General features: G+C 38.0%; 14 protein-coding genes and 1 pseudogene. 13 read left to right on the plus strand and 2 right to left on the minus strand.

Annotation, left to right across the window (positions count from 1 at the left end; all coding sequences use genetic code 11):
- Positions 1–3: 3 nt before the first annotated feature.
- The 10 genes and pseudogenes from qoxC (at position 4) to WQ54_RS26075 (ending at position 10,524) form a co-directional block, all read left to right on the plus strand.
- Positions 4–618 carry a cytochrome aa3 quinol oxidase subunit III gene (gene qoxC, locus WQ54_RS26035; protein WP_046588828.1) on the plus strand — a complete coding sequence of 205 codons (615 nt, stop codon included), beginning with the start codon at positions 4–6 and terminating at the stop codon, positions 616–618.
- Entirely contained in the window at positions 618–923 is a 306-nt protein-coding gene (gene qoxD / locus WQ54_RS26040; RefSeq protein ID WP_046588829.1) for a cytochrome aa3 quinol oxidase subunit IV, read from the plus strand. The genes qoxC and qoxD overlap by 1 nt, the downstream gene beginning before the upstream one ends.
- Positions 924–1,374: 451 nt before the next feature.
- Positions 1,375–2,394: a LacI family DNA-binding transcriptional regulator gene (locus WQ54_RS26045; RefSeq protein WP_046589082.1), complete on the plus strand. Its 1,020-nt coding sequence runs from the start codon at positions 1,375–1,377 to the stop codon at positions 2,392–2,394.
- Between the two features lie 52 nt (positions 2,395–2,446).
- Positions 2,447–4,126: an alpha-glucosidase gene (locus WQ54_RS26050; RefSeq protein WP_046588831.1), complete on the plus strand. Its 1,680-nt coding sequence runs from the start codon at positions 2,447–2,449 to the stop codon at positions 4,124–4,126.
- Between the two features lie 243 nt (positions 4,127–4,369).
- Positions 4,370–5,086: an MBL fold metallo-hydrolase gene (locus WQ54_RS26055; protein WP_046588834.1), complete on the plus strand. Its 717-nt coding sequence runs from the start codon at positions 4,370–4,372 to the stop codon at positions 5,084–5,086.
- Between the two features lie 303 nt (positions 5,087–5,389).
- Positions 5,390–5,524, plus strand: a pseudogene (locus WQ54_RS35745) (DUF2568 domain-containing protein); the annotation flags it as partial.
- A gap of 212 nt (positions 5,525–5,736) precedes the next feature.
- Positions 5,737–7,089: an MATE family efflux transporter gene (locus WQ54_RS26060; protein ID WP_156178154.1), complete on the plus strand. Its 1,353-nt coding sequence runs from the start codon at positions 5,737–5,739 to the stop codon at positions 7,087–7,089.
- A gap of 712 nt (positions 7,090–7,801) precedes the next feature.
- Entirely contained in the window at positions 7,802–8,902 is a 1,101-nt protein-coding gene (proB, locus tag WQ54_RS26065) for a glutamate 5-kinase (RefSeq protein ID WP_046588838.1), read from the plus strand.
- Positions 8,903–8,917: 15 nt separating this feature from the next.
- A complete protein-coding gene (locus WQ54_RS26070; RefSeq protein WP_046588840.1) occupies positions 8,918–10,165 on the plus strand; it encodes a glutamate-5-semialdehyde dehydrogenase in 1,248 nt (415 codons plus the stop codon).
- A 176-nt stretch (positions 10,166–10,341) separates the two neighbouring features.
- Positions 10,342–10,524, plus strand: coding sequence for a hypothetical protein (locus WQ54_RS26075; protein ID WP_046588842.1), 183 nt, complete (start codon positions 10,342–10,344; stop codon positions 10,522–10,524).
- A gap of 75 nt (positions 10,525–10,599) precedes the next feature.
- Here WQ54_RS26075 and WQ54_RS26080 read toward each other — a convergent pair whose 3' ends face one another.
- A complete protein-coding gene (locus WQ54_RS26080; protein WP_052737979.1) occupies positions 10,600–11,391 on the minus strand; it encodes a CPBP family intramembrane glutamic endopeptidase in 792 nt (263 codons plus the stop codon).
- 30 nt (positions 11,392–11,421) lie between these two features.
- Positions 11,422–11,862, minus strand: a complete 441-nt coding sequence (locus WQ54_RS26085) for a hypothetical protein (protein ID WP_046588844.1) — start codon at positions 11,860–11,862, stop codon at positions 11,422–11,424.
- Positions 11,863–12,015: 153 nt separating this feature from the next.
- Here WQ54_RS26085 and WQ54_RS26090 point away from each other — a divergent pair, with 153 nt between their 5' ends.
- Genes WQ54_RS26090 through WQ54_RS26100 form a run of 3 tightly spaced genes read left to right on the plus strand, consistent with a single transcriptional unit; the run spans position 12,016 to position 14,015 of the window.
- Positions 12,016–12,339 (plus strand): hypothetical protein, encoded by a 324-nt coding sequence (locus tag WQ54_RS26090; RefSeq protein WP_046588846.1) that lies wholly within the window; start codon positions 12,016–12,018, stop codon positions 12,337–12,339.
- Positions 12,339–13,592 (plus strand): glutathionylspermidine synthase family protein, encoded by a 1,254-nt coding sequence (locus WQ54_RS26095; protein ID WP_046588847.1) that lies wholly within the window; start codon positions 12,339–12,341, stop codon positions 13,590–13,592. Before WQ54_RS26090 ends, WQ54_RS26095 begins: the two co-directional genes overlap by 1 nt.
- 18 nt (positions 13,593–13,610) lie before the next feature.
- The gene (locus WQ54_RS26100) at positions 13,611–14,015 is read left to right on the plus strand and encodes a DUF350 domain-containing protein (protein ID WP_046588849.1); all 405 of its coding nucleotides are present in this window, start codon (positions 13,611–13,613) and stop codon (positions 14,013–14,015) included.
- The last annotated feature ends 2 nt before the right edge of the window (positions 14,016–14,017 follow it).

Raw genomic sequence — 14,017 nt, forward strand, 5'->3', positions numbered from 1 at the left:
TTAATGGCAGACGTTAATACTAAACTTAGTCCTGACACGCCCTTAGAATATCAGTCTAGCATTGGAAGATTGAATATATTTGGCTTTTGGATTTTCTTGGGCGCTGAAATGGCCTTGTTTGCAACAATTTTTGCAACGTTTTTTACACTCGATGGCCACACAGGCGGAGGTCCTCTGCCTAGTGAGCTTTTTGATTTAAAAAACACGATGATCATGACAATGCTATTATTAACAAGTAGTTTCACTTGTGGATTAGCGATTCATGAAATGAGAAGAAACAACGTTAAATCAATGATCGTTTGGATCGTCATTACGTTATTGTTCGGATTAGGCTTTTTATTTATGGAAATCAATGAGTTCATTCATTTAGTACATGAGGGAGCTACCCTTGGTACAAATGCATTCTGGTCTAGCTTTTATTTGTTGACTGGAACACATGGACTTCACGTAACTATAGGTACTTTTTGGATTATATTAATTGTTCTTCAAGTAATTAAAAGAGGGTTAACACCAGATACTGCTAAAAAGGTATTTATCTCCAGCTTATACTGGCACTTTTTAGACTTTGTATGGATCTTCGTCTTTACAGGTGTTTACCTATTAGGGTTGGTGGGATAATGGCAAATAAAACAAGTAATCAACAACATCATTTTCCATGGTCACATGTCATTGGTTTCCTCTTTTCGATTGCTTTAACGTTTCTCGCAGTTTGGTTGGGGCTTTATACAGACTTATCGTTAAATACAGTGATTATCATTGTTTTCTCTCTTGCATTTCTGCAAGCAGCTATTCAGTTATTTATGTTTATGCATGTAACTGAAGGAGCAACTGGCGGTTGGCAAGTCGGTAAAATGATTTCTGCGGCGTTTATCGCTTTAGTCATTGTTGTAGGTACTGTTTGGGTTATGACCTCTATGCACTAATTTGAAAAACCCGAGTAAAGATCAAAACGGTCTTTATTCGGGTTTTTATTAGTATAGAAAGATTTATTTTTTACTTGGACAATTTATTTTAATATAGAGAAATAAAGGGAATACTACTATCTATGGCTTTTAATGCCAATATGAGTGAGATAAAAAATTCAATATTGTATAAATGAAGGATCTATGATATATTTTTATATAAAGTTGCGCAAACGATTTCGCAGTGGAATTTAAAGAAGAATAAGCAGGATAGACTATAAATTTAGAAGAGTGAAAGCTAAATTTTTTTGTGAACAAGTGCAAACGTTTTCCTTTGAGTTGTTTTCAACTTGAATCGCTCTATATGTTCTATCATATAAAAAAGAATCATCTAATGGAAGCAGGAAAAAGTGTTGAAAAAAGGGAAGGAAACATATATCTCAAAAGAGTATACACTTTTAAGGAGGCAGCTATGATCGTAACAATAAAAGATGTAGCAAAAAGAGCAAATGTCGCACCTTCAACGGTATCAAGGGTTATTGCTAATAGTCCTCGTATTAGTGAACAAACAAAGAAACGTGTTCGGGAGGTAATGGAGGAATTAGGGTATTATCCAAATTTTCAAGCACGGAGCTTAGCTGCTAAAAGCACACAAGCAATTGGTGTCATTATGCCTAATTCTGCTGATCATGCCTTCCAAAATCCATTTTTCCCTGAAGTGTTGAGAGGGATCAGTAAAAATGCCCATGCCAATAAGTATGGGATCTACTTATCGACTGGCTCAACAGAGGATGAAATTTATGCTGACGTAACGTCAATGGTACAAGGTAGACGTGTTGATGGGGTTATTCTCCTTTACTCACGTATTAATGATAAGGCAATGAAGTTTTTACAGGAAACAAATTTCCCATTTTCTGTAGTTGGCAGACCTTATGAAAATGAAGAACGTATCACATATGTAGACAATGATAATATTTTTATTACAAAACAAATCACGAATTATTTAATCGAGCTTGGTCACCGATCGATTGCTTTTGTTGGTGGAAGCCTTGATTTTGTCGTAACCATCGATCGCTTAAATGGTTATAAGCAGGCACTGAATGAAGCAGGCATTCCATTTAATAAGGACTATCTTGTCCATGAGGAGTTTATTAAGGAAAACGGGAGAAAAGCGATAGAATCGCTTATGTCATTAAAAAATCCTCCAACTGCGCTTGTCACGCAAGATGATTTGATTGCGTATGAAATGATTAGTCATCTTGAGGATATGAATATTAAAGTCCCTGATGATATGTCAATTGTCAGCTTTAATAATTTAATGTTATCTGAGCATTCAAAACCTCCATTAACATCTATTGATATAAGCATTTATCAACTTGGCTTCGAAGCAACAAATTGCTTGCTTGAAAAAATAAAAATGCCGGAAACATTGCCAAAACGCATCACGATTCCGACAAAGTTTATTGAACGGAAGTCGTGCAAAGGCACATAAGCAGGGCTAATCGAGAAATAGGAAGATGAATACATTAAAGTGAGGTAACAGCATGATGAAACATTGGTGGAAAGAGGCGGTCGCTTATCAAGTTTACCCAAGGAGTTTTATGGATTCCAATGGTGACGGTATCGGCGATCTTCAAGGTATGATTTCAAAATTAGATTATATTAAGGAGCTTGGAATTGACATTATCTGGATCTGTCCAATGTACAAATCGCCAAATGATGATAATGGCTATGATATTAGTGACTATCAAGATATTCTTGATGATTTTGGAACAATGGCAGACTTTGATCAATTATTAGAGGAAGTACATAAACGGGGGATGAAGCTGATTATTGATCTCGTCATCAATCATACGAGTGATGAGCATCCATGGTTTATTGAATCTCGTTCCTCTAAAAATAGCCCTAAGCGTGATTGGTATATCTGGCGTGATGGAAAGAATGGCCAGGAACCAAATAACTGGGAAAGTATTTTTGGCGGTTCTGCATGGAAATATGATGAAAACACAAATCAATATTTTCTTCATATTTTTTCAACAAAACAGCCTGACTTAAACTGGGAAAATCCAGATGTGCGCAATTCCCTGTACGAAATGATCAATTGGTGGCTTGATAAGGGAATTGACGGCTTCCGAGTTGATGCTATAAGTCATATCAATAAAGAAGCTGGCTTAATGGATATGCCGAATGATGTAGGTTTGAAATATGTTCCTTCCTTTGATAAGCATATGAATGTAGAGGGAATTCATAATTACCTGAAGGAACTTAAAGAAGAAACATTTTCGAAATATGACATTATGACCGTTGGTGAAGCAAACGGCGTGAAGGCTGACAACCAGGCAGACCTTGATGAATGGGTAGGAGAAGAAAACGGCAAGTTCAATATGGTTTTTCAATTCGAACACTTATCTTTATGGGATGCAAGTGAAAAGAAAAAGCTGAATATTATTGATTTGAAAAAAATATTAACAAAATGGCAAAAAGGCCTTGAAAATAAAGGCTGGAATGCTTTATTTATTGAAAACCATGATCAGCCGCGAAGAGTGTCTACATGGGGGAATGATAAGGAATATTGGTATGAAAGTGCAACGGCACTTGGGGCTATGTATTTCTTTATGCAAGGTACACCATTTATTTACCAAGGTCAAGAAATCGGAATGACGAATGTCAAATTCGCGAATATAGAGCAATATAATGATGTGGCGACAAAAAATCTTTATCATTTCAATCGTGAAGAAGGCGCAGCACATGAAGACATCATGGAAGTCATTTGGGCATCAAGCCGTGATAATTCAAGAACGCCTATGCAATGGTCTTCTGAATCAAATGCTGGTTTTACGACAGGAAAGCCGTGGTTAGGTGTGAACGAAAACTACAAGGAGATCAATGTTGAAAACCAATTGGCAGATGAATCTTCTGTTCTTCACTTCTATAAAAAAATGATTCAATTAAAGAAGCATCATGAGGTATTTACTTACGGGACATATGACCTGATTCTTGATGATCATCCTCAAATCTATGCCTATACCCGTACACTGGACAAAGACAAGGTTGTTGTTTTTGCCAATCTATCTGACGCTCCTGCCGCATGGGAAGAACCATTGAACTTTGGCGTTCGGTCAGACGATTTATTGCTAGCGAATGTTACGGCAGAGGAACATGGATCTTTAAAAGAGCTTGAGCTAAAGCCGTTTGAAACCCGTGTTTATTGGGTTCATCACTAAATAATAGTTAGAAAACAAGGGTCTGACCCCTCCAACAAACAATATTAAGGATTTTTAGACCAAAATATTGTGTTCGAGGGGACTGACCCTTTTTGTTTTAGACTTCCTGTTTTTTCTAGTACATTCAGTTTATTATTTTATTGTAAAATATCCCAAAAGTTCCTTGTGGAAAAAATTAGGATTCATTACTATGAAACTAGTAACCGCTATTCCAACAAATGGCATATAAAGGGGATGTTAATCATGAAGGTTTTAAAAGAAGGCATGATTTATCAACTAACATTTTTACCGAATATTTTTCCGCTGAATTGTTTTATTGTTGAAGAAGAAACGGAGCTAACCCTAATTGATACAGGGATATCAGGCAGTTATAAAGGAATAGTAAAAACAATTGAATCGATTGGAAAGCCGCTTACAAATATCTTACTTACACATGCACATGTTGATCATATCGGTGCCTTGGACGAATTGAAACGAAACAATCCCAATGTTCCTGTATCGCTCTCAGCTCGGGAAATCCGCATATTAAACGGTGATTTATCACTTGATCAACATGAACCGCAAATTCCAATTAAAGGAGGAGTCCCCAAAACCCTGGTGACAAGAGCAGACCGCGAGCTTCATGAAGGCGATCGGATTGGTTCCTTAGAAGTGATTTCAACACCTGGCCATACACCAGGGTCCATATCATTCCTAGACACTCGCAATCAAGCCATCATTGTTGGCGATGCAATCCAAACGATAGGAGGTATGGCCGTAAGCGGACAAATCCGGCTCTTATTTCCATTTCCGGCGTTTGGAACATGGAGCAAGGAATTATCGAATGAGAGTGTGAAAAAAATATTGGAATTGAAACCGAGTCTTTTAGCTGTAGGGCATGGAGATATGCTCAAATATCCAGAAATCAGTATCCAAAAAGCAATACAACAAGCTGAAAAGAACTTGGCAAAAATGACCTAAAAAAGGGAGATAAGATCTCTGATGTCTCAGATAAAGTATATTTACTTATTCACCTGATTCTAATAATACTTCGATTCAAGCAGCCAGAAAAAATGGTTGATGCCGTCATCTAAGTATTAAATGAATCTGAAATATATTCTAATCTCTCAAACAAAAGGAAAGCTCCGGGCTCCCTGATCTTAATGATAGTTTTATATCAAAAGATATATGATAAAAATAAGGGGATAAAATGTTCATATTAAAAGCAGCTAATTCAGCTCTTCGTTTCTTTTTAGAGATTTATGCGTTAGCAGCGCTTGGGTATTTGGATTAAAAACAGGGCAAGGAATTTGGTTAAAAATAGGATTAGGGATTGGTGCATCGTTAGCTGCAGCTATCGTTTGGGAAATGTTCTGTTCACAGGCACACCATTTAAAGCAGGAGTTACTTTACAACTAGTATAAAGTGATCATAAATGGAGCTGCTGCACTTGCCTTATATGCTTCTGGAAAATCAGCAATAGCTTTTGTCTTTTATTATTATTGATATTTGTAATAAGGTTATTATGAATGTTTGTTTGCAGAAAATATTTTCATGACTACATGGCTCCAACCAAAAATGTAAATTGGTACATGTCAATCCTAGGCTGTGATAAGATAAAAAGGATTGATATGAGAGGAAGTAATCATATGAACCAACATGATTTTACCCAAGGCAGGATTTTAAAACAAATGTGGCTTTTTTCACTGCCGATTATGCTGACAAATCTTTTACAAGTTTCCTATCAATTTATCGACAGCTTATGGGTTGGAAATCTTCTAGGAGCAAATGCATTAGGGGCGGTAGCGGTATCTAGTACCGTCATTTTCACGATCCTATCGTTCATCATCGGAATAAATAACGCAACCTTAACAATCCTTTCACAGCAAAAAGGACAAGGGAATGAGTCAGGTCTTAAAAATTATATTAATGCGTTTGTTGTGATATTAACAATATTATCGATCTTGTTGGGGATTATCGGATATATTTTTTCTGAGGAAATCCTTATTTTGCTACGCACACCTGTTTCGATGATCTCTGATGCTGCCATTTATCTTAAAATCAATTTTATAGGAATCTTATTTCTATTTGGCTACAATTTCATCAGTACCGTTCTAAGAGCTTTAGGTGACAGTAAAACACCGATCCGATACGTCGCCATTGCGGTTGTGCTTAACGCTATATTGGACCCGCTTTTTCTTTATGTCTTTAAATTAGGAATCGCAGGGGCAGCCTATGCTACGATTGTTTCGCAAGGAATTGCTTTTTTATATGGAATGATTGATATCTTGAAGCGTTCCCTTATTCCATTTATTTTTCCTAAGCTGCCAAGCAGGAATGAGGTTATCACAATTTTAAAGCTCGGCATTCCATCAGGCCTGCAAATGACTGTAATTTCAGCAGGTGTAATGGCGATTATGAGTGTTGTTAACTCGTTTGGAGACGATGTTGTAGCAGGCTTTGGCGCTGCTCAGCGTCTTGATAGTATCATCATGCTTCCGGCAATGGCACTGGGAACAGCAGTAAATAGCATGGCTGGACAAAATATCGGGGCTAATAAATGGGTCCGCGTCCATCAAATTGCTAAACATGGCGTCTTGCTTAATTTAGTAATTATGATTTTGATCAGCATCTTTGTTGTGATCTTTGCAGAAATGGCCATTAAACTATTTATTAAAGAAAACGATGCTGTACACTTTGGAATGAGGTATATGCAGATTATCGGATTCTTTTACCCATTTTTAGGAATTAACTTTATTTTAAATGGGATTGTCCGAGCTGCAGGGGCCATGTTCCAAGTATTGGTATTAAATCTGATTTCATTTTGGGTTCTTCGCTACCCGTTATCCTACCTATGCTCGCTATGGTTGGGGGAAAATGGAATTGCCGTTGGCATGGGGCTAAGCTTCGTGATAAGCAGTGTCATCGCTTTTGGTTATTATAAACTTGGAAAATGGGATAAGCTACAGTTAGAGAAAGTATGAAGTCTAATTGCAATTTTTCTAAAAATTATAAGGATCCTCTTGACAGTCTGGCAAATACTCGGCATAATAATAAAAAAATCGGAGAACGTTTACGGAGGATCAGTAAGCGGGACTTTTCGTATCAGAGAGTGAAGTTTATAAGCTGGGAGACTTCATAACGCAAAAGCCGCCGAACCTACCTCCCGAGTCCTATGCAAACATAGGCGTCCCCCTCACGTTACGAGGTAAAGCGGGATGTGAATTCTCACATTCAATCAAGGTGGTACCACGGAAGCAAGCTCTTTTCGTCCTTATTTATAGGGGTGAAGAGGGCTTTTTTTAGTATCATTGACGGTTAGGAGTGTTGATGGAGGAAAGGCTCTGAAAAGTGGAAGTGTCGCTGATAAATGAGCCATGGACGCTGAAAAAGTGGAGAAAGTCGCTGATAAAATGGGCATGAACGCTAAAAAAGTGTTGAAAGCCACTGATAAAATGGGGAAGTCGCTGAAAAGTAGGTAAAAGTCAATGATGAAGAGTGTGAATTCGCTGAAAAAGCAGGGGAACTCGCCATTAAAATTCGCCGATAAAGTGCGCCAAAACGCTAACAAAAAGAAAACTCGCGAAATACCGCATGCTACTAACTTAAATCCAGCACTTACCCATAAACCAGCAACCTATTAATCAAATTCACCAAAACCTAACAGGAGTACAAAGCAAGTGGAGGAGCATAATCATGGAAAAGAAACGGATTGTTGTCAAGATCGGTAGTAGTTCGTTAACAAATGTGAAGGGGCAGATTGATCAGGAGAAATTTTTGGATCATGTTCAAGCTGTGGCTGCTCTTCGCAAAGCAGGTCACGAGGTGCTGCTTGTATCATCAGGGGCCGTGGCAGCTGGCTTTGCGAGGCTTGGGTATCCGACAAGGCCGATTACCTTAAAGGGAAAGCAGGCAGCGGCTGCAGTTGGACAGAGTCTTCTTGTACAATCATATATTGAGCAATTTAGTCAATTTGATATCGTACCTGCACAAATTCTGCTAACACGCAATGACTTTTCGAAGCAGGAGCGTTATAAAAATGCCTATGCAACGATTTCAGAGCTTTTAGAGCGGGGGATTTTGCCGATTATTAATGAAAATGACACCGTTTCAGTGGAGGAGCTTACCTTTGGGGATAATGATATGCTGTCTGCACTTGTTAGCGGTCTAGTCCATGCCGATCAGCTGATCATTTTGACTGATATAAATGGGCTTTATGATTCAAATCCACGGACTAACCCTCTTGCGCAGAAAATCGACTACCTTCCTGAAGTAACAGATGACATGCTGAAAGCAGCGGAGGGAGCAGGATCGAAGGTAGGCACAGGTGGAATGAAGTCAAAATTAATGGCAGCTAAAACAGCCATATCGCTTGGAGTTCAAGTGTTTATTGGCTTAGGAAAAGGAAATCAAAAGCTGATTGAGATCATTAAAGGTGAGGGAAACGGGACTTATATCGGTAAGGAAGGCTTAGCCTCGATTAATAATAGCAGGCAGTGGATCGCATTTCATTCTGAGGTATCCGGTACAATCTATGTGGATCAAGGTGCTGAGGATGCCCTAGTTTATAATGGGAAAAGCCTCCTTCCTGCCGGCGTCTACGATATTAAAGGATCGTTTGAGAAATGTGATGTTGTTGAGGTAGTTGGCCCAAATGGCTTGCTGGGCAAGGGAGAGGTTCTTTTTTCCTCAGATGAGCTAAAAAACATCATGGGTAAACGAAGTGAAGAATTGAGAGAGGACAAGGTTCTTTCTTCAATAGTTGTCATCCATCGAAATAAATGGGTAAAAGCATAGGGAGGGGAATAAACCATGAGTGAGGTCGTAGAAAAGGGAATAGCAGCAAAGAAAGCTAGTTTTGTAACGGTAGATATGTCTACTGAGGAGAAAAATGAGGCACTGGCCAAAATAGCCGATCAATTATTAGTCGATCAGGCTTATATTTTAGAAGAAAACCAAAAGGATCTTGAGGCAGGAAAAGAAAATGGCTTATCAGATAGCATCCTTGATCGAATCATGCTAAATGAAAAACGAATCAAGGATATGGCAGAAGCCATTCGCTTATTAATCGAATTAAAGGATCCAGTAGGTGAGACTTTAGAGACGATTCATAAAGAAAACGGTCTTCTGATCAAAAAGAATCGTGTTCCACTTGGCGTGATCGGGATGATTTACGAGGCAAGACCTAATGTAACAGTTGACGCAGCAACACTAACATTAAAAACTGGAAATGCGGTAATTTTAAGAGGAAGCTCATCTGCGAGCTTTTCAAATAAAGCCCTTGTAAAAACAATTCATACAGCACTTGAAAAAAGCAATGTGCCAGTTAATGCTGTCCAGTTAATTGAGGATACAAGCAGGGAAACAGCAAAAGAGTTATTCCACTTAAAAGAATATTTAGATGTATTAATTCCTCGTGGCGGAAAAAACTTGATTGATACTGTTATTCGAGAGTCAACAGTCCCTGTACTTGAGACAGGCGCGGGAAACTGCCATGTGTTCATTGATGAATCTGCAGACTATAAAATGGCTGAATCGATCGTGATAAATGGAAAAACACAGCGACCATCTGTATGTAATTCAATTGAAACGATATTAATCGACGAAAAATGGTTTGAAAAATATGGAAAGGATCTCCTGGTTACGCTTCATGAGCATGGCGTAGAAATTTACGGAGATGAATCTGCAAGAAGTGTGTTTGGTCCTGCAAAACCAGCATCAGAAGAGGATTGGTACACGGAATATTTAGCCCTTTCAATCAGTGTGAAGGTTATTCAAAGTGTTGATGAGGCAATCACTCACATTAATAAATATGGAACAAATCATTCTGAGGCGATTATTACGGCTAATGAAAAACATGCTAGTAAATTCTTAAATAAAGTGGATGCAGCAGCGGTTTATCATAATGCCTCAACACGGTTTACAGATGGCTCTGAATTTGGCTATGGTGCTGAAATCGGCATCAGCACACAAAAACTTCATGCTCGGGGTCCAATGGGATTAAATGCGCTAACTTCTAGTAAATTTTATGTTTATGGAACCGGACAAATTCGTCAATAAAACGGAAAGGGGCTGTACCTCATTAGGGGTAAGCTCCTTTTGTTTTTCAAACGGTCAAATAGAAGTACTCCAAGTTTAATGGCAGATTAGGTTCTAGATGAAAGAAAGCGAGCAATTCTGCTTGGTGGGGAGATGGACAATTACACTTTTAACCACAATGCGATAAGGGGGTTACCGTGAATTTTGGCGAGAAAATACATAATGACATTCATCGGAAGACCATCGTCTTTACAAAATACATTTTGACTATTACTGCCATTTTATTCAACAACGTTTTAAGCTTGGTTACATTCGGTTGTACTCTATGTATCCAGTTTAATTTATGGTTAATTGCTGCAAGGGAGACACTGCAGGGTTAGAAAGCGTTTAGGCTCCTTCCAGCATACTTTAAATAGTGAGAACCGGCAATCCATATAGTGATGTGATAACATTCCCTATTTTAATATAAACCCGCTAAAGACCATGCCTAAATTTAACACAATATGCCAGATCATTGCCGGATAAATGCTATTAGAACGCATAACAACACCTGCAAGAAAAACTCCGCCAAAGGAAAATAAAATGGACGGAATCAGTGGGATTCCAATCGAAATATGCTGTAGGCCAAAACCAATACTTGTAAATATAAGGGCATATGTATCACCAGCAGGTTCTTTAAAATGAGATAATAGATAACCGCGCCACAATAGCTCTTCTAAACTTGCATTAATAAAGGAAAAGAAAAAGGCTAAAGCGGCTACCTCTAGGATATATGCGCCACCTTGCCTAATGATAAACGGCAAGAAAACGAGTGTATTAATCAAAATGGCTACAGGAAGAAAAGTAGATACTTTTAGTGAGTGGAATCCTCTCCAAATAAAAGGAAAAAAAATCTTATTGTTCCATTCCGGTTTGTGATGGTAACGGAATGGATGCTTATAGAAATGTGAAACAACAAGCAGACTTCCTATGACAAATAGAAGGCTAAATCGATTTAATATGATTTGAACCTCTTTATTTACACTGACAGTTTCGAGCATAAGGGCAAAATACCGATAAAAAGCAAACCCAATTAAACATGCTGAAATTGTAATAATGAGATGTTTATTTCTATTATAAAAATAAAGAACCATAAGAAACAAAAATATAATTGCTACACCATAAAAGAAAGAATAGGAAATTAGTAAAATCCCCGCTAAAAATAACATTCCTAGCAACAGATTCATGCTTTTTTCAATATGAACCATGAAAATCCTCCAAAAGGCCTTTATAGGTTACTATGCCTTCGTCATGTAAAGAACATAGGTCGATCGGTCCTCATCAATTTCAGCGGATATTTTTCTGTATTCTTGTTCGTCTAACCATAAAAAATCATTTCCTATAAGGGATAATGCCTCTTCGTGTGAATATAAATCATATGTATAGATTAGCGGCGACACACTATACTCCTTAAAGTCACGCACCTCCAGCGTAACATGGGTATAGCTTTTGGCATGTTCAATAATCGCTTCTTCCTCATCTATTTCTACATAAATCACGTAATATTCCTTTTCAAGACTTGCTGATGTCATATGATACACTTTCTTATCTTTAATAAAATAATCACATAGTCTTCGGCAAAAAATCTCTGTTGGCTCAGAAAATTCATAATGATACAGTGCAGGGTAATTTTTTTGCTCATCATTTAAACGATACTCTAATTTATAGTTTTTTTTCATATTTACCTCCAAAGTCTAGGCTATTTCTACTATACTATATGAGGGTGGAAAATGATGTAAGGACTTTGTGAATTATTAAAATTTAGTTCGTAGTTTGAAGGGATTTATTCATTTAGATCACTAGTTTGTTATTTTACAGTGGGGGGAAGACAATTGAAGAAGACAAATAAATTATTAACTGGAATCATTTCAGCGACCATGATGACGATTGCTGGTTGCAGTAATGATGAATCATTGCCGCCTGTTCCAGAGGGTACAGATTGTGATGACTGGGAATGGGAAGCTGATGAAGGGGTTTGGGAATGTGATGATGATGGTTCATCTCATTATGGCCATTACTATTATGGCGGAAAATTTTATCCTTCCAAAAGCGGGTTAACAAAAAGTTCAGCTTATAAAACCTATAAATCCAGCAGTTCCTTTAAAGGAGGAGCCTCTGGATTTGGTAAAGGTTCTAGCGGAGGTTTTGGCGGGTAATGTCACACTCCTTTTATTTAGAAGAGCATCTGAGTAAGCGACGTTATGCATATAGCAAAGTCAATCAGTTTTGGCATGATTTATATGATAGTGAATATGCGCTATATGATATCGCACTTATGGCGGAGAAGGAAGTGGCAGACATTCGCCTAGCGACGAAACGCATCGGCCACATTTTCTTTAAAACAGGCAACTTGCTGAGAAGCTCGTCTGACGAAACATTATTACAATTGGACCTTCCGCGCAGTATCCTTCCCTTTATCCGGCATCGTGCATTACCTGTTGATTCTGTCATTTCCAGAGTTGATTTAGTTCAGACAAAAAATGGGCTGAAGGTACTTGAGCTTAATAGCGATACACCTACATTTGAAAAGGAAGTTTTTTATGTAAATGGTGTCATGTGTAAAGAATTTGGTGTGGAAGATCCGAATAAAGGATTGGCAGAAAAGCTCGGAAAAGAAATGCGGAAAGCGCTGGCTGAAATGCTGCACCGCTCTGAGATTGACCATGAACCAAATATAGTGTTCACTTCACATGAAGACCATGAGGAAGACAAATTCACGACCTTGTTTTTAAAGGAAACAGTAAATGTTCCGTCTAAATATGTACCATTGCATAAATTGACAATCAAAAAGCAGGAGGGGTTGTTTGATGATGAAGGAAATAGAATTGACCTCCTATATCGGCAAACCTATCCGTTAGAGCATTTGATTGAGGATGCGGATGTAAAAACAAATGAAGAAATCGGGTTACAGCTAATTGAACTTGTCTCGTTAAACAAGCTGCATATGGTGAACCCCATATCAGCATTTCTTTTGCAATCAAAGGCTGTTCAAGCAGTTATTTGGGGAATGATGGAACGCGATAACCCTTATTTTACAGCAGAGGAAAAGCAATGGATTTCAGCTTATTTTCTACCTACATATCTTGAAGAGGACATATTCTTAAAGAGCGGCGTGAAGTATGTTAAAAAACCAAGTTTCGGTCGAGAGGGAGACACGGTATCTATTTACAAAGGGAAAGAAAAGATTCTTGAGGATGCTCAAAAAACCTATGATAAATCATTGCCTGTTTTTCAAAAGTATATAGATCTGCCCGCAAAAGAAATAAAAACAAGCGAAGGAATTAGAGAAGGAAAAGTGTTAATTGGAAGCTTTTTAATCAATGGAAAACCATCTGGCATCGGGTTAAGGGCAGGTAAGCAAATTACCGATAATAATGCCTATTTCTTGCCTGTTGGACTAAAACGATAAAGAGGGGGACATGAGAAGATGTCATTTTTAGATTTGTTTTTATCAACATTATCCTATATTGGAGTAGCTGTTGTGCTTTTGGTCATTGGGATTGCCCTATTTGAGATCACAACAAAGAATAAGGAATTTGAATTAATTAAAAACGGGAATAAGGCAGCGGTATATGCATTTGGTGGCAGGATCCTAGGCTTAGCAATCGTATTGTACTCATCCATTTCGAACTCTGTAAACATCTTAGACATGGTCGTTTGGGGAAGCATCGCCATTGTAATTCAGATCATCATTTTTTATGCAGCCGAGCTGCTGACACCTAAATTTAATATTACAAAAGCCATTGACGACGACAATCAAGCAGTAGGACTGTTTTTATTATTTTTATCTGTTTCCATCGGCTTGATCATTGCTGCATCACTTACTTATTAAGC

Origin of the sequence: Bacillus sp. SA1-12 (assembly GCF_000981385.1) — a bacterium.
Lineage (GTDB): Bacteria > Bacillota > Bacilli > Bacillales > Bacillaceae > Metabacillus.